The organism is Clostridioides sp. ZZV14-6009 (assembly GCF_020658095.1).
In the GTDB taxonomy this organism is placed as follows: Bacteria; Bacillota; Clostridia; order Peptostreptococcales; family Peptostreptococcaceae; genus Clostridioides.
In genome coordinates, this window is the sequence record NZ_JAGWDG010000001.1 from 1 (window position 1) to 22266 (window position 22266).

Consider the following 22266-nt stretch of genomic DNA (forward strand, 5'->3'; position numbering starts at 1 on the left):
AGCTTGGAGATACTGATAACAATAGTTATCTTGACCAAGAAGCCACCACTTCAAACATTACCGTAGGTAGTTAAGTGGATGGTAGTTCACATCCTATGGGTAAATTAATTGAAAGTATAGAAAAAATAAGAGATGGAGATACAAGTATAAGATTCAATAATGATAAAAATAATGAATATACTGAAATTGCTACCGCTTTTAATAATTTAATTGATACAATGGTAAGTAACTCTGAAGAACTTAAAAGAATAAATGATGACTTAGAAGTGTTGACTGCAAATATTCCTGGAGGAGTATATAAGTATAGTTGTGATGGAAATTACATATTTAGCTTTATAAATGAAGGATATCAAAAATTGTTAGGATATACAAAAGAAGAGTTTGAATCATTTTTCGATAATAAATTGTTAAATGTTATATATGAAGGTGATCGTAAACTGGTTAAAAATGCACTAGAAAAACAATTAAAAAATAGCAATATACTTGAAGTTGAATATAGAGTTGTTCGCTCTGATGGAGAAATACTTTGGTTATTAGATAAAGGCCAAATAGTAAAGGATAAATATGGGAAGCCTTGGGTTTATTGTGTTGTAATTGATATTACATCAAGTAAGTCAGCTCAAGAGCAGTTGGATATAAGTGAAGAGTGCTATAGAATTGTTATGGAGCAAGAAAATAATATTGTTTTTGAATGGAACTTAAATACAGATACAGTAAATATTTCTGACAATTGGGAAAAGAAATTTGGATATAAACTAGTTAGAAGTAATTTAATTGAAGGTATATTGAAAAATGAAATCATCTATAAAGATGATATACAGAAGTATTTAGACCTTTTTACAAATGCTATAAAAGGTGATAACCCATATCATGAAAAAGAACTTAGATTTAGAAAAGGAAAAGATAAATATATTTGGTGTAAAGTTAGATTATCTAGTATTATTGATAAGTATAGTCAATGTACACGCATTATTGGTGTCGTTGTAGATATAGATAAAGAAAAACGAAAAAATGAAGAACTTGAAAATAGAGCCCAAAGGGATTTGCTTACAGGACTGTATAATAAAATCACAGCAGAGGATTTAGTTAGAAAATACATAGAAAATGAAGGAAAAAACCTTAAAAGTGCATTATTTATAATCGATATTGATGACTTTAAAGGAATTAATGATAATTTAGGCCACTTATTTGGAGATGCAGTTTTAAATGATATATCATCTAAATTTATAAATATATTTAGAGAAAATGATATTATTGGGCGTATAGGTGGAGATGAATTTTTAATTTTTTTAAAGGATTTACATTCAGAAAAAGTATTAAAGAAAAAGGCAGATGAATTAATAAATCTATTTAGACGTTCATTTACAGGAAAAAATAAAGATTATAAGATTTTTGGAAGTATAGGGATATCTATTTATCCTGATAATGGTAAAAATTTCAAGGAGATTTTTAGATGTGCAGACAATGCACTTTATTTTGCAAAGGGAAAAGGCAAAGATTGCTATTGTATATATGAAAATAATAGCAAAATTATGGATAATGGATTAATAAAAACCAAAACCTTTAATTCTGTCTTAGGTGGAGAAGAAAATATTGATGAAGCATACAAAACTAAGTCAACATTTAGACAGAATTTTTATGAATATATATTTAGAATTTTATATGAGTCCAAAGATGTTGATACAGCAGTAAATTTTATATTAGAATTAGTTGGTAAAACTTATGATGTAAGTCGTGCATATATATTTGAAAATTCAGATAATAATCTTTGCTGTAACAATACATTCGAATGGTGCAATGATGGTATTAACCCAGAGATAAGTAATCTTAAAAAAGTATCATATAGTTTATTTGATGATTATAAACAAAATTTTAATGATAGAGGAATTTTTTACTGCAAGGATATATCTTCACTTGATGATGAGTTATATAAAATTTTGAAAGTACAAGGGATAGTATCTATGTTACAATGTGCAATCTTAGATGAGGGCGAATTTAGTGGATATGTAGGATTTGACGAATGTAATGGAAATAGATTTTGGACAAAAGAGGAAATAGAATCCTTGACATTTATATCAGAAATATTAAGTATATTCTTAATTAAAAAGCGTAAAGAAGATAAATTAATAAAATCTTATAAAACTATAAAAGCAGTTATGGATAATTTGAATTCATGGACTTATGTGATAAACAAGAATACATATGAGCTTTTATTTATAAACCAAAAGACATTAAGTATAGCTCCAAACACAGAGATAAATCAATTATGTTATAAAGCATTTTGGAATATAGATAAACCATGTGAAGTTTGTCCAATGAATGAACTTAGCGAGGAAAAAAGTTTTTGTACAATAGAATTGTATAATGATAATCTTAATGTTTGGACTAGTGCTAATGCTTCATATATTGAATGGAATGAAGAAAAAAGTGCGTGCCTAATGTGCTGTAATGATATAACTAAATATAAAGAAAATGAATCTAAACCTGAACCTAATTGTTAGTGATATATTTATAGTATAATACTACTACTATTTTTATTTTAATAAAATATAGCATAAAAAAACCAATTGTTTTGTAAGTAGACTATACAAGTTTACTTGAACCAGTATCTCTACAAAACAATTGGTTTTATGCTATTTTATAATTTTAAATTTAGAAGGAATTTTAACTTCTGATTTTTCTTTTATTTTAGAAGCTTGTTTTTTAACTTTTTCCAATAACTCAGATTCATTTACAACTAATACCGTTCTTTCTTTCATAAGCCACTTTCCATCACAAATTGTAGAATCTACATTTTCGCTAGTCATAGAATACACTATGTTTCCAATTGGATTATGCATTGGTAAGCAATGAATTGTATCTGGATTAAGAATAATCATATCTGCTTTTTTGCCAACTTCAAGACTACCAATTTCTTTTTCAAGTAAAGCACATTTTGCTCCATTTATAGTAGCCATTTCTAATATTTGTTCAGCTGGAATAACTGTTGGATTTAAAGTTCTTCCTTTATGTATTAATGAAGTTAAATACATATCTCTCATTAAATCCATTCTATTATTTGAAGGGGCCCCATCCGTACCAATTGAGACTGGAATTCCTTTTTCTAGCATTTCAGGAATTGATGCAAAACCTAGTACTACTTTCATAGCTGCACCAGGGTTATGGGAAACTTTTACATCATGCAATCTGAATAAATCAATTTCTTTATGAGTAAGCCAAACTGTATGAGCAGCTAAAAGGTTTGGCCCCAAAACGCCTAACTTATCAAGATATTCAACTGTTCCAACTCCAGTATTTTGTTTTACAAATGAAATTTCATCAGCTATTTCAGCTATATGCATGTGTATACCTGTGTTGTATTTGTCAGCTAATTGTTTAGTTCTAACAAGTAAATCCTCAGTTGTATTAAAAATAGTTCTTAAAGCAAACCATATTTTAATTCTTTCATTAGATGTATTATTAAACTTATGGAATAAATCTAATTGAGTGTTGATTTCTTCATCAGTAGTTTTTTGCCATGCTTCAGGAAGACCATCTCCTGTATCCATAACTGACTTAGCTAGACATGCTCTAACTCCAGTTTTATCAACAGCTTCAACCATAGCATCGACATATTGACCACCAGACTCTAAAAATGTAGTAACACCAGATTTTATTAGTTCTACACAACATGCAGTAGATGAGATTAAAGAATCTTCGTAATTAAAGCTACTTTCATATGGCCAGATTCTTTCTCTAAGCCATGTTAAAAGCACAACATCATCAGAAAGACCACGACCTAATTGTTGAGATAAGTGAACATGTGTATTGACTAACCCTGGCATTAATATTTTTCCATTAGCATCGTATATTTCAGCATCTGTATCTACAATATTATTATCAAATTTACCAACTTTTTTTATAATATTGTCTTCAATAAGTATACTTCCATTCTCATATACTTCTCTATCTGTATTCATAGTGATTAGATATGCATTTTTTATAAGTAATTGTGACATAAATATCATCCCTTTTCTATGTATTTTTTTATCTATCTATATATTATGATAATAAATTTTATATATAAAGTTAATAGCAAAATCAATTTAGATATAAAATTGATTTTGCTATTTGTAAATTAAAAATAAATAAGCTTTTAATATATCAAAATTAAAATACTAACTTAGTACTAAGTTTACAACTGCAAGTATTCCTATAACCCAAAGTGTGATACTAATTTTATCAGTTTCTTTAGCTACAACATGCATTATTATATATGAAATAAATCCAAAACACAAACCAATACTTATACTATAAGTTAGAGGCATCAATAAAACTGTAACAAAGGCAGGGACTGCTATTTTACTATCAGCAAAATCGATTTGTTTTATACTTTCAAACATGAATACCCCAACCATAACAAGTGCAGGCGCTGCAGCATAAGTAGGAACTATACCAAGTAATGGTGTAAATATAAGTGTAGCTAAGAATAATGCTGCTGTTACTACAGAAGCAAGTCCAGTTCTTGCACCTGCTGCTATACCAGAAGCTGATTCTCCAAATGTTGTAACTGTGCTAGTTCCTAAAAACGAACCTATTAAAGTAGAAGAAACATCTGCATATAACATTTTTCCAAGGTCTTTTATTTCTCCATTTTCATCTTCAAGACCCATCTGCTTGCAACAAGTGATAAGGAATGCTAATGAATCAAACATGTCTATAAACATGAAAGAGAATATAGGTCCAATTAATGAGAATTTTAGTGCTCCTACAATATCTAATTTAAAAGCAATTGGTGCTATACTTGGTGGTGTTGAGATTATTGCTGTTGGTAATTCTACAAATCCACATATAATAGATATTACTGTTGCGACGACTATACTTATTAATATTCCACCTTTAATTTTTTTGTACTCTAATATCGCCATTAAGATAAGTGCAAAAAGAGCTATTAAAACTGTTGGTGTAAAATCTGCAAGTGAAACTATTGTATCTGGGTTTGCAATTATAACCCCCATGTTTTTTAAACCGACAAAAGCAAGGAAAAGACCTATACCTGCTGAAGATGCTACTGCTAATTCTCGAGGAATTGCATCAGCAATTGTCTTTCGTAGACCTGTTACTGCGAGTGTGAAGAATACACATCCAGATAAGAACACAACTCCAAGACCTGTTTGCCATGGAATTCCTGCTCCTATAACCAATGAATATGTGAAGAATGCATTTAGACCCATACCAGGTGCTAGTGCAAATGGTGCATTTCCTAAAATTGCAAATATCAGTGTACCAATGGCTGTAGCTAATATAGTAACTGTTATAAGTGCTGCTTTATCCATACCAGCCTCAGATAATATTGCTGGATTTACGAAAACTATGTATGCCATTGTTAAGAATGTAGTAACTCCACCTATTATTTCTGTCTTAAGGTTAGAGCCACGTTCGCTGAATTTAAACATTTTGTCTAAAAAGCTTAATGATGAATTATTTCCACCTGGTTGTACATTATTATTGTTTGGTACCATTTTTACCTCCAAAAAACTTTAAAATATAAACAAAAAAATATATATTCATATAGATAGAATAGAATATATATTTAAAATTAACATTCTATTCATAGAAAACTCATTTAAGGTGAGTTTGTAGAGACTATTAGACCATATTACTAATATTATATGAACATTTTCTATTTGTTTTTCTGTTGTATTATATCGTAATATTGTATTATTTACAATAAATTTAAAGAAATTATTCGTTTTTTTGTCGATTTTATAAAAAATTGAGGTCATTTTTTATAAAAAATAATTATTTCTAAAGATAAATATTACAGAAGTATAATAAATGTTATACTTTTATAACATTTATGTTATTAATGGAAATTCATTATAAATAAGTTTGTGATATAATTATAAATGTACTGAATACAAGAATATTTCGTAAAAACTTTTTAATATATTGAAAGTACATATAATAGTTTAATATAATAATAAAAATGAATTTAAAAATAATATAATTTATAGTGGAGGAGAAAATGACTAAAATTATTAAAGTACAAAAGCCTAAATTTACAGGGGAATTAGAAAATGTTGAAAATATTGAAGCTGTATTAGATGATATATTCAATGATGAAAAAATATTTAATAAAACTATAGAAAATGAGGTTATAAGTGATTTGGATATTACAAGAGCAAGTTTTGAATCTTGTATATTTAGAAATGTATCCTTTGAAAATTGTAATTTAAAAAAGATTGACTTACTTGATGTAGTATTTGAAAACTGTAATTTATCCAATACATCTTTCGATGGAGGAAGTATATACAGAGTTGAATTTAAAGACAGTAAATTAATAGGAGTTAGATTGGATGATTGTATACTTAAAAACGTATTATTTAAGGATGTTTTAGGTAGATATTCTAACTTCTCTTTTTCTAAGTTTAAGATAGTTTCTATTTTAGATTCAAATTTTGAAAGTTCTGTGTTTCAGGAAGTAAAAAATGAAAATTTAGTATTCGAGTATACAAATTTAAAAAAAGCAAATTTTAATGGAACTAAACTTTCTGGAGTAGATTTTACTACTAATAATATTGAAGGTATTGAAGTAGGAATAGATGATATTAGAGGAGCTTGCTTTGATGTGTCACAAGCAATCGATTTAACAAAACTGATGGGAATTATCATAAAATGAAAATTATATTCAAATATTAAATTGGGAAAACGTTAACAATGTGAGAATTTTTACCAGATTGACATTTTTATGAAAATAAAGTAAGATTATCTTAATATTCAAAATATTTTCAAAGGGGGTAGTTTGGTGTGAGTAAGCAGATGAGAGATATTTTTATAGTTGGTTTTGCTTTGTTTTCTATGTTCTTTGGCGCAGGAAATCTTATGTTCCCTCCATTCTTAGGAATGGAATCCGGTAAAGACTGGTTAATTCCTCTTGTTGGCTTTGTTGTTGCAGATGCTGGTATAGCAATGCTTGTTATCATAGCAACAGCAAGATGTAAAGGAAGCATGGATGATGTACTTAGAAGAGCAGGTAAAGGATTAGCAAGAGTAATGAGTGTAGCTGCTCTAGCATGTTTAGCACTTCTTGTTATACCAAGAACTTGTGCAACAACATATGAAATGGGTATTATACCTATATTTGGAGACCATGGAGCAGTAGCTAAAGCAGTATTTTCAGTAATATTCTTTGGTTTAACTTTAGCATTTACGATTAGGTCTTCTAAAGTTATAGACATAATAGGTAAATATTTAACTCCAGCGTTATTATTAGTATTATTTGTTCTAATTGTAAAAGGGATAATCTCTCCAGCAGGACCTATGAGTCCAGAACATATGATAGATAAAAATCTATTTGGTGAAGGGATATCACAAGGTTATCAAACAATGGATGCTCTAGGTGCAGCATCTATGGCTACTATAATGTTAATGTCTATAGTGGCTAAAGGATATACATCAGATAAAGACCAAATAGGCATGACTATTAAAGCTGGTTTTGTAGCCTGTGTATTCTTGGCATTAGTATACGGTGGTCTTACTTATCTAGGAGCAACAGCTTCAACTTTATATGATACTAGCATACCTCAAGCATCTTTATTAGTTGAGATAACTAGTATACTATTATATGGTCAAGTAGGAAAGGTAATTTTAGGTGTAATTGTAGCACTTGCCTGTTTAACTACTTCTACAGGTTTAACAGCATCAATTTCAACTTATTTTGAAGGAATAAGTAAAGCAACTTATAAACAACTAGTTATAGGTATATGTGTGGCTAGTATGCTTATATCTAATTTAGGTGTTGATGCTATAATAGCTATATCAGTTCCAATTCTACAAACAATATATCCTGTTTTATTGGCAATAGTTATCATGGAATTGGCTGGTAAACATATAAAAAATGATAATGCATTTAAAGGTGCAGCATATGTTACATTACTAGTTAGTGTATTATCAGCTGTAAATGGAATGACAGGAGCTGTTCCATTTATACAAAGTTTACCACTTGCAGGTTTGGGCTTTAACTGGGTAATACCAGCTATATTGGGTGGAATAGTTGGTAACTTCATAAAAAGCAACAAACAAATAGCATAGTAATTTATAATTAATTTAATTTTATAATATATATTTTTTTTAGTACTATGGGTAGATTTAATTAAAATCTAATCTACTCATAGTACTTTTTAGATTGGATTATAATAGTTGGGATATAATTTTTTATAATATAATTTTTCTTTGAAGTATGATAAAATTAGTAATAGTGATAAGAAAGTACAAATTTAGGAGGTTTTAACTAATGCTTAAAAAAATAACAGCATTTATGCTATCTATATGTTTAATCATTGGACTTACAGGCTGTAGCTTAGTTACTGGCAAAAATGATAAAGAGAAAATCATTGATGATTTTAAAGTTGCAGTAGTAACTCAGCCATTATCTGAAAATAAAGTACAATACAATATAGTAGAAGATTTAGCCAAAGAGTATAAGGAAGCTAATGAAACTGATAAAGAAAAAGATGGTGAAGCTAGAGTTGAGCGAACTATAAAACATGTTGTGTTGCCAGAAAACTTTACTTCTAATATAGATAAGTCTATAAATGAAATAGTAAAATTGACTGATGATGAAGAAATTCAGGCAATTGTAGTATCAACAGACCAAGCAGGTCTTTTACCAGCATTACAGAAGGTAAAAGAAAAGCGTCCAGAAATAATAACTATCTCAGCTCCTATGGGAGAGGACAAAAACCAATTGAGTCAATATGTAGATGTAAATCTAGGGATTGACACAGAGGAAAGAGGAAAGTTATTAGTTGAACGTTCAAAGGAAATGGGAGCAAAAGCTTTTATTCATTATGCATCTAAGGATGATTTGAAAGATGCTGATATCGCCAAAAGACTGGAAAAAATTAAAGAGACTTGTAGAAATTTAGGAATGCAATTTGTACAAGTTAATACACCAAATGTAAATACAGAAGAAGATAAAGGTAAAATGAAACAGTTTTTAAATGAAGATATTGATAAACAAGTTAAGAAGTATGGAAAAGATATAAATGTATTTGGTGTAAATGAGTACATGGATGAAGTTATATTAACTAAAGCTTTAGAGTTAAAATATATAGTTGCAGAGCAAAGTAATCCATCACCAGTGGAGACATACCCTAGCGTTATGGGATTTAAAATATCTAAAAAAGATGCTCAAAATTATGATAAGATAAATGATGTGATAAGTGAAAAGGCTAAAGCTGCTGGCATGTCAAATAGACTTGGTGGATATCCTATGCCAATGGATGCTTTTATACCATCATTAGCAACTTATCTTGCAACTGAAATGGTACTTCAAGATTTTACACAAGAAGATGTATGTGACCCAGACTATCTAGAGGCGTTTGCAGAATTAAAATTTGGTATTGGTTCAGAATTTACACCTTTAACAGAGGCACTTTATAATTATCAATCAGTAATATTAAATCAATTAATATATTAACATTAAAAGCTATGAAATTAATAATAAAAATTATTATTTCATAGCTTTTTTGCTGAAAGTATATTTTATTATTTTATAATCAGTTATAGTAAAAATAAAATTTATGATTATAAATATAAATTTTGAAGTAGTAAATTTGAATTACTATAAAACTAAAATATATTATTTTCTATAATTTTTATACCTTTTTCGGTGATAGAACTACCTTTTCTTCCTTTACCAGGAGTTAAATATTCATTAAATGTCAAATATTCTAGCATATTTCTTACTTCATATTCTGTGACATTATGCTCCATAAATTTCATGAGTTTTGCTCTTCCCATAGGTTTTATATATAGTGACTTTAGGATAGCAATACATATATTTTTGTCATATTGATTTAAATCATGAAATATAGATGTATTTCCTAACATATGATGATTATTTAATTTTGAAGATATATTTTGTGGCAGGTCATTTATCGTAAGTTGATTAGAACCCATATAAGCCATATATTCAATACAATTTCTCAATTCTCTGATATTTCCCATCCAAGTATAAGAATTTAAAGCCCTTAAGAGACTTTTATCAAGTTTAATATTTTTATAGGGAAGTTCTTTTAAAAATGATTCCAAAAGAAGTGGTATATCTTCTAATCTGTTTCTAAGAGGAGGCAACTCTAATGTGAACATACTTATCCTGTAAAACAAATCCATTCTAAATTTATTTTCTAAAATTAATTTTTCTAGGTTTTTATTTGTAGCAGCCAGTATTCTTACATCAATTGGAATAATATTTGTACCACCAATCTTTCTGATTTCTTTTTCTTGTAAAACTCTTAAGAGCTTTACTTGTAAATCATGTGGCATATCTCCTATCTCATCTAAAAATATGGTTCCAGTATGAGCTAATTCAAATAATCCCTTCTTTCCACCTTTTTTTGCTCCAGTAAAAGAACCATCTTCATATCCAAACAGTTCACTTTCAAGTAACTCACTTGGAAGTGAAGCACAATTTATTGCTACAAAAGGTTTATTTTTTCTATGAGAATGGTTGTGTATTGATTGAGTAAAAGCTTCTTTACCAGTACCTGTTTCGCCAGTTATTAGTATAGGGTTATCTGTAAGAGCCATTTTTTTTGCTTTTTTTATACAGTCTTTTATAACAGCACTATTTCCAATTATATTATTGAACTTATACTTGGCTATATAACCTCTTTTAACAGAGTCACTTCTTATTTTTTGCTCTAGTATTTCTATCTTGCTTACATCTTTTAATGTAATTAAGCAACCTTCTATATTTTTATAAAGATAAAATGGTTTTTTTGATAGTATAAATTTCTTGTCTATTTCATCTATGTATATAATCATATTATCTATGTTTAGATTTTTCGTGATTTTATCTAAAAAACTCTTTGGTAAAGATTCCATTAAAGAAGGTGATTTTATGAGTCTTTCATCTAATTCTAACATGCTTAGTAAAGATTTATTTACAAATGTGACCTTGTTAAATGTATTGAAAAATATTAATCCATCTCCAATTTCATCAATAGTCATATAGAGTATAGTTTTTAATTTAGATATATTATCTAATGATGTATTTAAAAAATCATGACTAAGTGTTTCCTTAGATAGCTTGTATAGTTTTTCTATAAACTTCTCGTTTTTTAGCTTTAATACTACTAGTAACGACATATATGTATCTAATGAAATTTTTCTCCAACCTAAGTCAACGATGTTTTTTATATATTTTGGTATAAATCTGGTCTGACCTGGTGTTATAGCTGTATCTAAATCATATATTTCTTCACAGTTTGGGTATGTTGGTACAAAATCAATATGATTTATTCCTATTTTATATAAATAAGTAGCCATTTCAAAGGCTGAAGTTTTATTGGTAGTCATAAGTAATGATTTTGTGCCTGGAGGTAGTTTCATCATTTTCTCATATCCAAGCTTTGAAAGTGCTTTTGTTCCATGGATAATTTCAATATCTTCCTTGAAATGCTTTATTAAAAAATTACTAGTTAAAGGTGATAGAGAAAGAACTACATCACCCTCTAAATTCTCTCTTATACCATCAAGTATATTTTGTGTTTCTATGCTTATTTCATCTCCAAAAAAGCTTATTAACTCTTCTTTGTAGTGGTCAGCATTTAATTTATCATATGTTATAAGGATTAATTTTTTTCTGTCCATTTTATTTCTCCTAACTAAGGTAATATTTAGTTTGCTTTTTTAAGAGCAGAACAAGTTATATTATACAACAAATAACATGATAAATTTATACATTTAGCTAAATAATAGGTTTTTGTAGGTTTTTATCCTATAAAAGCCTGTTTATAAAATTAGTTTTAAAAATTATATAGAAAAATATTTATAATATAAAGATTTTTCTACTGTATGTCAATAAAAGGTACATAAATAGAAGTTTAAAAAGTTAGCAATTGCAAGCTGTTCATGTTATGTAAAAAATTAACAATAAAAAAACAAATGAAAAAATATTATTATTAAAGTATTGGCATGGGTTTTGCTTAATAAAAAGGTGTACTAATAAAATTTATTTAAGCAGGATGGAGAATTTATATGAGCAAACTAGAATCAACAACAGAAAAAATAGAAGTTAAATGGTATGGGTATGTAGCATTAATATTAGGAGCATTATTCTTTTCAGGAATATTTAAAGATGCACCTGGAGCATTAAAGGTACTAGATTTTAATAATGTATTAGGAAACTTTGGTTCATTGGGAACAGTTAATGATGGTGTAGGTACATTAGCTGCAAACTTTAGAGGAGATGGAGGGACTGGTCCTCGTGATGGATGGCTATATGCATTAACTTTAATACCATCAGTTATGTTTGCGCTTAGAATAGTTAGAGTTATAGACCACTTAGATGGTATGAAAGCAGCACAAAAACTTCTTAGTCCACTATTAAAACCATTACTAGGATTACCTGGATTTGCAGGATTAACTTTAATAGCTAGTTTACAATCTACAGATGCTGCTGCATCTATGACTAAGGAACTTAAAGATGATGGATATATAGATGAAAAGCAAAAAGCTGTTTTCTGTGCATTTCAATTTTCTGGCGCATCTGCAATCACGAATTTCTTTGCTTCAGGAGCAGCATTGTTCCCATTTATAGGCGATGTTCCAATATTTATACCACTTGCCTTAATATTAATTATGAAATTTGTTGGAGCAAACTTACTTAGATTATACTTAAATAAATTCGAAAAGGAGGAAGCTTAATATGAGTGATATAGCAAAAAAAGAGGTAAAAGTTAAAAAAGGAAATGTGATAGATGCATTTATTGGTGGAGCTAGAAATGGGTTTCAAATAAGTACAAATTCAATGGCTCCAAATGTTATATTTGGTTTTGCTATAATTTCTATATTCAATTTAACTGGTCTTTTGGATATAATAGGAACAATTTTCACACCTGTAATGAGCATATTTGGGCTTCCAGGCGTTGCAGCAACTGCAATAATGACGATATTTATATCAATGGGAGGAGCTTCTGGGGTAATAGCTGGCTTGTTTACAGCAGGTCAAATAAATCAAGCACATGTTGCAATACTTTTACCAATGTTATTACTTTCAGGAGCTCAGATACAATTTATGGGTAGACTGTTAGGAATAGCTGAATTAAAAACTAAATACTATCCACATATGTTCATAATAGCAACTTTAAATGGATGTATTGCAATGCTTATAATGAATTATTTTGTAGTATAGATAACATATGAAAAAAGTAATACAGGATAAAAATTAAAATTTATGGAGGTATTATATTATGGAAAATAATAAAAGTTATATTGACTATGTACATAAGGTGTATGATTATTTGCATACAATTCCAGAAAAAGGATTTGAAGAATACAAGACATCTACATTTATTTTAGAAGAACTTAAAAAAATGGGATTTGAAAATATAGATGAAGGTGTTGCAGAAACTGGTATTATAGTAACAATAGACTCTAAAAAAGAAGGACCAGTATTTGCTATAAGAGCAGATATAGATGCATTAGAATTTATAATTGATGGAGAAAAGAAAATGATACATGCTTGTGGTCATGATGGTCACACTTCAATGCTTCTAACAGCTGCAAGATTAATAAAAGAAAGGGATTTGGTAAAAAAAGGAAAACTAAAAATAATTTTTCAACCAGGTGAAGAAAAACTTTATGGAGCATTAAGAGTAATAGATTCTGGTTTATTAGATGATGTTGAAGAGATGGTAGGTATGCATTTAAGACCTGGGCAAGATTGTAGATTAGGAAAGGCCATACCTGCAATGTATCATTGTGCCAGTTGCATAATGGAATTTAGTATTAAAGGTATTACTTGTCATGGTTCTAAGCCACACTTGGGTGTAAATGCAGTAGATGCTGTCTGTTTAGCAGTAAATGCAATAAATGCAATAAGAGTAAATCCAGCTGTTCCAAATTCTATTAAAGTTACAAATATATCAGTTAAAGGGGAAACATATAATAATATACCAGATGAAGCTTTTATGGCTTTAGATATAAGAGCAGAGAGTAATGAGATAATAGAAGAATTAAAAGAAAAAGCTATTCATGCTATAAAAACCGCTGCAAGTTCTATAAACGCAGAGGCTATACTACTTTCAAAAGATGGAGTTCCAGCAGCAGAGTTTGATGAAGGTCTTGTAAGTTTAGCTGAAGAGACTATTAAAGATGTACTTGGTGAAGATGCATCTATAGGTATATTTAAAAACTCTGGTGGAGAAGATTTTCACTATTACACTCAAAAACTAAAATGTAAGACTACATATATTGGACTGGGTGCTGATGCTACACCAGGATTTCATAATCCTAATGTGACATTTGATACTAAAGCTTTAGAATATGGAGTTGATATCTGGTGCAGACTAGTTGAAAAGAGATTAGGATAAGGTTTTAGATTAATTGCTTTGTATTTAAAAGTTTTTTAAAATTATGAAAAGAGAATTTTTATGTTATTTGCAATATTATTGACATAAAAATTCTCTTTTTATTTTGTTGCAATGAAGTTATTTTTACAATATCGAAAAACTCTATTACAGGAAAAATATGTATATTTTAAATCTATTAAAGCAAAAAGTGTTATTATTATAGTGTGTAGAGTGGTAAAATGTCATTAGATTACAAGTAGTGACAAATTTAATATTTATAGAATTTATATTTTTAGGAGGTTCAAATGAGTAAATATAATTTTGATAGACTTATAGACAGAGTCGGAACAGACTGTGTAAAGTGGGATTTTAGAACTAATTGTTCACCAAAATCGCAAAAAGATGGTTTACCTTTTTGGATTGCAGATATGGATTTTGAATGTGCAGAACCAATAATAGAAGCATTACATAAAAAAATTGACCACAAAATATTTGGATATAGTTCTAATAATAGTGATAAATACTTCGATGCAGTTTGTGGATGGTATAAAAGAAGATTTAACTGGGAAGTAAATAGAGACGATATTGTTTTTAGTCCTGGAGTTGTACCTGCTGTTGCTATTTTAGTAAGAATATTAACAGACTTTGGAGAAGGAGTAATAGTTCAAAAACCAGTATATTATCCATTTGAAGCAAAGATAAAAAGTAATAATAGGGAAGTTGTAAACAATTCTCTAATATATGAAAATGGAAGTTATAGAATGGATTACGCTGATTTAGAAGAAAAAGCTAAGTGTGACAATAATAAAGTACTTATTCTTTGTAGCCCTCACAATCCTGTTGGTAGAGTATGGAGAGAAGAAGAATTAAAAAAAGTTGTAGAAATATGCAAAAAATATGACTTATGGATAATAGCAGATGAAATACACTCTGACTTAATTCGAAAAGGATTTAAACATACTCCTTTACAATCATTATGCCCAGAATATAAAGAGAAAATAGTTACATGTATAGCTCCAAGTAAGACATTTAATTTAGCTGGAATGCAATTATCCAATATAATAGTGAATAATAAAGAGTTAAAGAAGAAGTATCAAGATGAAGTTACAGCTGTTGGAGTTGGTACTTCACCAAATCCTTTTGCTATTGTAGCTACTATAGCAGCATATAATGAAAGTGAAGATTGGCTTGATGAATTAAATGAATATCTAGATAATAATATAAAATTTATTGATGAGTATTTAAAAGAAAACTTACCAAAAGTTAAACTTGTTTATCCAGAAGGAACATATCTAGCTTGGTTAGACTTTACTGCTTATGGATTAAATGAAGTAGAACTTGAAGATTTAATGTTTAAAAAAGCCAATGTATTATTTGATGAGGGTTATATATTTGGAAAAGAAGGTATTGGGTTTGAAAGAATAAATGTAGCATGCCCACAGTCTCTATTAAAAGAATGTATGAATAGATTAAAAACTATATTTGAAAACTTATAAAGCATAGGTAAAAATTTATAAAGTATACAAAAAAATAAAAAATAATAAACTTGACAAAATTCAACTAATCACTTATCATACTATTATGAATAAATAGAAAACATAAAAGTTAACTTTTATTAAAGTAAAGATAAGACTTTAAAGACGTTGAAAGGAAGAGTAGGTATAGAATGTAATTAAAGCGAGTTGGTGATGGTGTGAGACCAATATGAAGTCTATAGTGAAGAACATCCTGGAGTTGCTAACTGAAATTTTAAAAGAGTAGGCTTAGTCGGAACCAAACCGTTATCATATTGGGATGTATCGAGTAATATCTGTACATTATGAGCTGGGTTTGAATTTATTTCAAACTAATCAGGGTGGTACCGCGGAAAAGCAACCTTTCGTCCCTTTTTATAGGGATGAGAGGTTTTTTTAATGGAAAAATATATAAAATATAGGGAGTGAATAGTATGAGTACAATAATACCAAAAGATTATAAAAGTAGTCTAAATGTAATTGATACACAAGTAGCTATAAAAAAATTAAAAGATTTTTTTGAAATGAGATTGAGTAATGAGTTGAATCTAATGAGAGTTTCTTCACCATTATTTGTATTGCCTGAGACAGGGGCAAATGATAATTTAAATGGAGAAAAAGCAGTAAGTTTTGATATACCATTTATGGATAAAAATGCAGAAATTGTTCAATCACTTGCAAAATGGAAGAGATTAGCTCTTAAAAAATATGGTTTTGCAGTTGGAAGTGGTTTATATACAGATATGAATGCAATAAGAAAAAATGAAGAATTGGATAATATACATTCTTTATATGTAGACCAATGGGACTGGGAATTAGTTATAGAAAAAAGTAGCAGAAATGAAAAAACTTTAGAAGATGTTGTAAAAAGATTATATGGAGTATTTAAAGATACTGAAATATTTGTGTGTAGTATGTATGAAGGTATAAAAGAAATTTTACCAGAAGAAATAACATTTATAACATCACAAGAATTAGAAGATATGTATCCAGAGCTATCACCAAAAGAGAGAGAAGATAAAATTGTAAAAGATAAAAAAGCTGTATTTATAACACAAATAGGAAAGACATTAATATCAGGAGAAAAACATGATGGAAGAAGCCCTGATTATGATGATTGGGAATTAAATGGAGATATACTATTTTATAACCCTGTTCTAGATTCTGCATTAGAATTATCATCAATGGGAATTAGAGTTGATGAAGAATCACTAGATAGACAGTTAAAGCTTGCTGGATGTGAAGATAGAAAAGAATTTGATTATCATAAAATGCTTTTAAATGGTGAGCTTCCATATACAATTGGTGGAGGAATTGGTCAATCAAGAATATGTATGTATTTCTTGCAAAAGGCACATATAGGGGAAGTGCAAGTTGGAGTATGGCCACAAGATATGATTGAAAATTTTAGAAACGCAGGAATTGAGTTGTTATAATAAAAAATAAATTAATATTATTGTAAAAATTATAAATGATTTAAACTACTTAAGTCATGATATAACATTCTATATGTAAGCAATACAATTTAAATATAAAATAATTAATAAAATTTATATCTAAAATATTCATCAAATTAATTATATCGGTTATAATGTAGAGTAACCTATGATTATAAGAGGTGATGAATATGGAACTTTTAAAAAGAGCTATTGATATAATTTTAGATACTTTAAAAAAAATTTTAGTAAGATTTAAAAATGCTAAGTTTGGATTACTTTTTATATTTGATTTATTTAAACTACCAGACTTTATGACGGACAAAAGAATAAATATAATTAATAAGGTCAAAGTAGTTTCTGTATTAGTTTTTACTGTATCCTATTTTGTATCTGGGATTGATATAATACCTGAAATGCTCGCGGGAGTATTTGGATTTATAGATGATGCTATAGTATTAATTTGGAGTATAGGTATTGTGGATGAAGAAATTAATAAATACAGAATCATTGCAGAAAAGGAGAAACATTCAAATATAATTGAAAATGTAGAATTTTCTATAAAAGATGAAGAAGAATAACATTTTATAACTGTTATTCTTTTTTTTATTAACAAAAAATGGTTAAAATGTTGACGGAGAGATAAAACTCTATTATCATAAGAAGTGGGGATTCAATGATTGACAAAGTATTCAATGTACAAGAATACTTAATCTAAAAAAATTTATGGAGGGTAAAAGTTATGAGTAAGAAAAAGATAGGTTTAGTGCCTAAACTAATCATCGGTATCATAGTCGGTATTTTAATCGGAAGTTATGCACCAGAAATAATAGTTCAAATATTAGTAACAGTTAGTACTTTATTCTCAGCATTCTTAAAGTTTGTTATACCATTTATAATTATAGGATTTGTAACAGCAGGAATAGCTGACTTAGCAACAGGAGCAGGAAAGTTATTAGGAATAACTACAGGAATAGCATATGGTTCTACTTTAATTGCAGGAGTATTGTCATTTGCAGTATCTATGTTAATATTTCCAAATTTTATTGATGCAAGTGTAGCAAGTCAAATTGGAGACCCAGAAGCAGGAATGTTAGCACCAATATTTACAATTCCACTAGAGCCTATGGTAGATGTAACAGCAGCAATAGTGTTTGCATTTGTAATGGGGCTTGGAATATCAGCTTTGAGAAATCATGGAAAAGGAGAAGTTCTATTTAATTTCTTCCAAGAATTCCAAGAAATCGTAACGAAAACGTTGTCAACAGTAATTATACCTTTACTACCATTATACATAGCAGGAACTTTTGCGAATATAACTATAGCAGGACAAGTATGGACAATATTAGGAGTATTCTGGAAAGTTTATTTAGTAGTAATACCATTACACTTTGTATATATGGCATGTCAATTCACAGCAGCAGGAGCATTCTCAGGAAAGAATCCAATCAAAATGTTAAAAAATCAAATACCTGGATATTTAACAGCTATAGGTACTCAATCTTCAGCAGCAACTATACCAGTTAATGTTGGTTGTGCAGAAAACAATGGAGTAAGTAAGCAAATAAGAGAATTCGTTGTACCTCTTTGTGCAACAATACATTTATCAGGTAGTATGATATCTATAACAGGATTTACAACAGCAGTTTTAATGATGAATGGTATGCCACATGGAATCGATGTATTATTCCCTTACATTGCAATGTTGGGTATAGCAATGGTTGCAGCACCAGGAGCTCCAGGAGGTGCTATAATGAGTGCACTTCCTTTCTTACCAATGGTTGGAATCCCATCAGATGGTGGTCTTGCGAGCTTAATGATAGCTTTATACTTAACTCAAGATAGTTTTGGTACAGCATGTAATGTATCAGGAGACAATGCAATAGCAGTTGTTGTAGACCAAATAAATGATGGAATGAGCAAAAAAGGAAAACAAAGTGCTTAATTTCTTAATAAATAAAAATGAGTTATCTCAAAAAGAGATAGCTCATTTTTTTATAATTTATAATTATAAACCCTTAATTATTGTATTATTTGAACTATTTGTGCTAATCTGTATCTAGTCTTTTTCTATTTGAAAATTGTTTTAAGAGATGATATTAGTAATTTATTTTCATCAGGCTTTAGTATACATACTCTAAAAAAATATTCATCTAAACCTTCAAATGAGCAGCAATCTCTTATTATTATTTTTTGTGGAATTAGTTTTTCACGAAGGGATTTAGCTGTCAATTCATGAGTTTTGATTTTACATAATATAAAATTACCTTGAGTATCATATACATCTAGATTGTCTATGCTTTTAAGCTCCTTAAGTAAGTAATTTCTCTCAGTATTCATTAAAGAAATAGTATTAGAGATAAAGTTTGAATCTCTAAACATGATTTCTCCCATCTTAGAGGCCACTATATTGATATTCCATAAATCTAAGTTGTTATTTATTTTATTCTTAACATCATTATCAGATATAAGACCATATCCAAGTCTTATGCCTGGTGTTGAAAAAAACTTTGATGTTCCTCTTATAACAAATAAATTAGAATAATCATCGACTAATTGAGTAGAAGAGTATATGTTTGTATCAGTAAACTCTACATAAGTTTCATCAATCATTAAAAACTTATCTGTGTTTTTTAATAGTTCTATTATTTCTATTTTAGTAAATGCAAATCCAGTTGGATTACTAGGATTGCAGATTACAACTAAATCATAGTCTTTAGAATTAATAGTCTTTATAAGATTTTCTAATTCTATATGAAAATCATATTCTTCTTTAGCAAAATATTTATCTATAGAACAATTAATTTTAGATAGTTCTTTTTCATACTCTGAATAAGCAGGAGAAAGTAAAAGAGCTTGTTTAGGGTTAATTGTATGTATAAAAGATGAAATTAATTCTGTAGCTCCACTACCAAGTACTATATTATCTATAGAACACTTACAGTAGTTAGATATAGAAGTTTTTAAGTCTATGTAATCAGGGTCAGGATACATAGATACTATATCTATATTGTTTACAATGTATTGTTTGGCTAAATCTGATGTACCAAAAGGATTTATATTAGAACTAAAATCCATAAATTCTTCTTTTGAAAAGCCATACTTACTAGATAAACTATATAAATTAGCTCCATGGTTTGTGCTCATAAAAGTACCTCCAATAATAAAATTATATAATTAATAAAAATAACTGATTAATATATTTACATATAGATTATAATACAAAGGAATATTTATTCCAAATTTTTAAGAGAAAAAGCAAAAAAGTATGGATAAGCTGTTAATTTAGGTTTAAAAATGATGAAAAATATTTTAATTGATATTTTAGTATGCTATAATATATAGGTTAATAGATGGAAAGCGGGAGGATTCAAGATGTACAAAGTTACAGGAAAAATGTTGACAGAAGAACAGATAAAAGCAAAAGTTTATGAATTAGGTAAAAAAATAGAAGAAGATTTTAAAGGTGAGGATTTACTAGTAGTAGGTATCCTTAAAGGAGCTAGTGTATTTGTTTCAGATTTAATAAGATGTATAGATTTAGATGTAAATATAGATTTTATGAGTGTTACAAGTTATGGAAATTCAACAGAATCTTCTGGTACAGTTAAAATATTAAAAGATTTAGATGTAGATATTGAAGGAAAGAATGTGTTAATTGTAGAGGATATAATAGATTCTGGTTTAACATTAAGCAATCTAGTTGCAGCTTTAAAAACTAGAAACCCAAAATCTCTAAAATTATGTACTCTACTTGATAAACCTCAAAGAAGAAAAGCTAATATACCTGTAGACTATGTTGGATTTGTTATAGAAGATAAATTCATTGTTGGTTATGGAATAGATTATGCTGAAAAATATAGAAATTTACCTTATATAGGTATAGTTGAGGATGTAGAATAGACTTAAATGTGAATTAAAAGCACTAATCTCTGTAGGAGTTAGTGCTTTTTAATTAAGTATATAAAATTTTAGTAAAGGAGACATCGGTATGGATATTCAATTGAGTATATTATTATTTTTCCAGAGTTTAAGAAATCCAATTTTAAACTTTATATTTCTTGTATTTACAGTAAGTACAGAAGCACCATTATTGATATTAATTACAGCAGTTATATATTGGTGTATAAATAAAAAATGTGGACAAAAAATGTTGTTCGCGATAGTTGGAAATTTTGTTGTGAATCTAGGTATCAAAGAATTTGTAAAGGCTCCTAGACCAATAGGTATAAAAGGTCTTGAATCACTGAGAGTTTCTACCGCTGGAGGATACTCTTTTCCAAGTGCACATACTCAAACTGCAACTACATTTTGGGTTAGTGTTATGACTATATTTAAAAGAAACTATATACGTTTATTGGGTGCAGTGATGGTTTTAGGAGTAGGATTATCTCGACTATATTTAGCTGTTCATTGGCCTATAGATGTAATTGCTGGTTGGATACTTGGCATATTTTTTACAGTTGTATTTGTAAAAATATTTGACTATATCGATGATAATAAAAAATATATTTTTCTTGTAGCATTACTTATCCCATTTATATTAATAGCAATATTTCTAAAAAGCCCTGAATATTTTGAAAAATTTGGTATTCTAGTAGGGTTTGTATTTGGGTATATAGTTGAAGATAAATTTGTTAAATTTACTACAGAAAATAATAATAAAAAAATTAATTTTAGTAATAAAAATAAAAAGAGTAAAAACATGATATTTTCGAGAATTTGTAGGTTTTTGATTGGAATAGTCACAATAGGGATTTTATATGTTGCTATTAAAGTGTTGATTTCAATATTAATAACGACTTTAAATATAAGTGACTCTAGTATGAGTATAATTTTTATGAATTTTATTAAGTATACAGTGGTTGTTTTTTATGGAGTAGCAGGAGCTCCTGCATTGTTTAAAATTTTGAAATTAAATTAATTTAATTTGCACTATTGATAGATACTAATTTAATTTTAAGAAAATTTAAG

At 28.4% G+C, this 22266-nt stretch carries 17 protein-coding genes, 1 riboswitch and 1 other annotated feature; of the genes, 13 read left to right on the forward strand and 4 right to left on the reverse strand.

The features are described 5' to 3' along the window. The first annotated feature begins 74 nt into the window (after positions 1-74). Positions 75-2501 carry a diguanylate cyclase domain-containing protein gene (locus KGF36_RS00005; RefSeq protein WP_227850125.1) on the forward strand — a complete coding sequence of 809 codons (2427 nt, stop codon included), beginning with the start codon at positions 75-77 and terminating at the stop codon, positions 2499-2501. 132 nt (positions 2502-2633) lie between these two features. On the opposite strand, the gene KGF36_RS00010 is transcribed toward KGF36_RS00005, so the two are convergent. Both KGF36_RS00010 and KGF36_RS00015 read right to left on the reverse strand, forming a co-directional pair. Beyond that, positions 2634-3998 (reverse strand): amidohydrolase, encoded by a 1365-nt coding sequence (locus KGF36_RS00010; protein ID WP_227854494.1) that lies wholly within the window; start codon positions 3996-3998, stop codon positions 2634-2636. A gap of 159 nt (positions 3999-4157) precedes the next feature. After that, positions 4158-5501, reverse strand: coding sequence for an NCS2 family permease (locus KGF36_RS00015; protein WP_227840526.1), 1344 nt, complete (start codon positions 5499-5501; stop codon positions 4158-4160). Positions 5502-5573: 72 nt separating this feature from the next. After that, a riboswitch (purine riboswitch) is annotated at positions 5574-5675 on the reverse strand. Positions 5676-6007: 332 nt separating this feature from the next. Here KGF36_RS00015 and KGF36_RS00020 point away from each other — a divergent pair. From KGF36_RS00020 to KGF36_RS00030, 3 genes are all read left to right on the forward strand, one after another. Further along, entirely contained in the window at positions 6008-6661 is a 654-nt protein-coding gene (locus KGF36_RS00020) for a pentapeptide repeat-containing protein (protein WP_227840527.1), read from the forward strand. A gap of 140 nt (positions 6662-6801) precedes the next feature. Further along, complete coding sequence (brnQ, locus tag KGF36_RS00025; RefSeq protein ID WP_227840535.1) at positions 6802-8073, forward strand: branched-chain amino acid transport system II carrier protein; 1272 nt, start codon at positions 6802-6804, stop codon at positions 8071-8073. A gap of 202 nt (positions 8074-8275) precedes the next feature. Continuing rightward, on the forward strand, positions 8276-9463 hold the full coding sequence (locus KGF36_RS00030) for a DUF3798 domain-containing protein (protein ID WP_227829219.1): 1188 nt from the start codon (positions 8276-8278) through the stop codon (positions 9461-9463). 152 nt (positions 9464-9615) lie between these two features. Here KGF36_RS00030 and KGF36_RS00035 read toward each other — a convergent pair whose 3' ends face one another. Continuing rightward, positions 9616-11640: a sigma 54-interacting transcriptional regulator gene (locus KGF36_RS00035; RefSeq protein ID WP_227842017.1), complete on the reverse strand. Its 2025-nt coding sequence runs from the start codon at positions 11638-11640 to the stop codon at positions 9616-9618. A gap of 387 nt (positions 11641-12027) precedes the next feature. Here KGF36_RS00035 and KGF36_RS00040 point away from each other — a divergent pair, with 387 nt between their 5' ends. From KGF36_RS00040 to KGF36_RS00070, 7 genes are all read left to right on the forward strand, one after another. Beyond that, a complete protein-coding gene (locus tag KGF36_RS00040) occupies positions 12028-12696 on the forward strand; it encodes a nucleoside recognition domain-containing protein (protein ID WP_227854495.1) in 669 nt (222 codons plus the stop codon). 1 nt (position 12697) lies between these two features. Next, on the forward strand, positions 12698-13183 hold the full coding sequence (locus KGF36_RS00045; protein ID WP_227854496.1) for a YjiG family protein: 486 nt from the start codon (positions 12698-12700) through the stop codon (positions 13181-13183). A 58-nt stretch (positions 13184-13241) separates the two neighbouring features. Continuing rightward, complete coding sequence (locus tag KGF36_RS00050; protein WP_227854497.1) at positions 13242-14363, forward strand: M20 peptidase aminoacylase family protein; 1122 nt, start codon at positions 13242-13244, stop codon at positions 14361-14363. Positions 14364-14647: 284 nt separating this feature from the next. Next, on the forward strand, positions 14648-15838 hold the full coding sequence (locus KGF36_RS00055) for a MalY/PatB family protein (protein ID WP_227829215.1): 1191 nt from the start codon (positions 14648-14650) through the stop codon (positions 15836-15838). A 138-nt stretch (positions 15839-15976) separates the two neighbouring features. Next, positions 15977-16232: a binding site (T-box leader), on the forward strand. 58 nt (positions 16233-16290) lie between these two features. Further along, a complete protein-coding gene (gene asnA / locus KGF36_RS00060) occupies positions 16291-17292 on the forward strand; it encodes an aspartate--ammonia ligase (protein WP_227854498.1) in 1002 nt (333 codons plus the stop codon). A 191-nt stretch (positions 17293-17483) separates the two neighbouring features. Then, complete coding sequence (locus KGF36_RS00065) at positions 17484-17873, forward strand: YkvA family protein (protein WP_227829213.1); 390 nt, start codon at positions 17484-17486, stop codon at positions 17871-17873. Between the two features lie 161 nt (positions 17874-18034). Next, a complete protein-coding gene (locus tag KGF36_RS00070; RefSeq protein ID WP_227829212.1) occupies positions 18035-19237 on the forward strand; it encodes a dicarboxylate/amino acid:cation symporter in 1203 nt (400 codons plus the stop codon). Positions 19238-19362: 125 nt separating this feature from the next. Here KGF36_RS00070 and KGF36_RS00075 read toward each other — a convergent pair whose 3' ends face one another. Further along, the gene (locus KGF36_RS00075) at positions 19363-20439 is read right to left on the reverse strand and encodes a pyridoxal phosphate-dependent aminotransferase (protein WP_227842018.1); all 1077 of its coding nucleotides are present in this window, start codon (positions 20437-20439) and stop codon (positions 19363-19365) included. Between the two features lie 228 nt (positions 20440-20667). On the opposite strand from KGF36_RS00075, the gene hpt reads away from it, so the two are divergent. Next, positions 20668-21195 (forward strand): hypoxanthine phosphoribosyltransferase, encoded by a 528-nt coding sequence (hpt, locus tag KGF36_RS00080; protein ID WP_227432377.1) that lies wholly within the window; start codon positions 20668-20670, stop codon positions 21193-21195. 88 nt (positions 21196-21283) lie between these two features. Then, positions 21284-22216, forward strand: a complete 933-nt coding sequence (locus KGF36_RS00085) for a phosphatase PAP2 family protein (protein ID WP_227842019.1) — start codon at positions 21284-21286, stop codon at positions 22214-22216. Positions 22217-22266 lie beyond the last annotated feature (50 nt).

Excerpts from the sequence above, each read along its gene's own strand:
- KGF36_RS00010 (WP_227854494.1), bottom strand. The coding sequence starts at position 3,998 with ATGTCACAATTACTTATAAAAAATGCATATCTAATCACTATGAATACA.
- KGF36_RS00015 (WP_227840526.1), bottom strand. The coding sequence starts at position 5,501 with ATGGTACCAAACAATAATAATGTACAACCAGGTGGAAATAATTCATCA.
- KGF36_RS00020 (WP_227840527.1), top strand. The coding sequence starts at position 6,008 with ATGACTAAAATTATTAAAGTACAAAAGCCTAAATTTACAGGGGAATTA.
- brnQ (WP_227840535.1), top strand. The coding sequence starts at position 6,802 with ATGAGAGATATTTTTATAGTTGGTTTTGCTTTGTTTTCTATGTTCTTT.
- KGF36_RS00030 (WP_227829219.1), top strand. The coding sequence starts at position 8,276 with ATGCTTAAAAAAATAACAGCATTTATGCTATCTATATGTTTAATCATT.
- KGF36_RS00035 (WP_227842017.1), bottom strand. The coding sequence starts at position 11,640 with ATGGACAGAAAAAAATTAATCCTTATAACATATGATAAATTAAATGCT.
- KGF36_RS00040 (WP_227854495.1), top strand. The coding sequence starts at position 12,028 with ATGAGCAAACTAGAATCAACAACAGAAAAAATAGAAGTTAAATGGTAT.
- KGF36_RS00045 (WP_227854496.1), top strand. The coding sequence starts at position 12,698 with ATGAGTGATATAGCAAAAAAAGAGGTAAAAGTTAAAAAAGGAAATGTG.
- KGF36_RS00050 (WP_227854497.1), top strand. The coding sequence starts at position 13,242 with ATGGAAAATAATAAAAGTTATATTGACTATGTACATAAGGTGTATGAT.
- KGF36_RS00055 (WP_227829215.1), top strand. The coding sequence starts at position 14,648 with ATGAGTAAATATAATTTTGATAGACTTATAGACAGAGTCGGAACAGAC.
- asnA (WP_227854498.1), top strand. The coding sequence starts at position 16,291 with ATGAGTACAATAATACCAAAAGATTATAAAAGTAGTCTAAATGTAATT.
- KGF36_RS00065 (WP_227829213.1), top strand. The coding sequence starts at position 17,484 with ATGGAACTTTTAAAAAGAGCTATTGATATAATTTTAGATACTTTAAAA.
- KGF36_RS00070 (WP_227829212.1), top strand. The coding sequence starts at position 18,035 with ATGAGTAAGAAAAAGATAGGTTTAGTGCCTAAACTAATCATCGGTATC.
- KGF36_RS00075 (WP_227842018.1), bottom strand. The coding sequence starts at position 20,439 with ATGAGCACAAACCATGGAGCTAATTTATATAGTTTATCTAGTAAGTAT.
- hpt (WP_227432377.1), top strand. The coding sequence starts at position 20,668 with ATGTACAAAGTTACAGGAAAAATGTTGACAGAAGAACAGATAAAAGCA.
- KGF36_RS00085 (WP_227842019.1), top strand. The coding sequence starts at position 21,284 with ATGGATATTCAATTGAGTATATTATTATTTTTCCAGAGTTTAAGAAAT.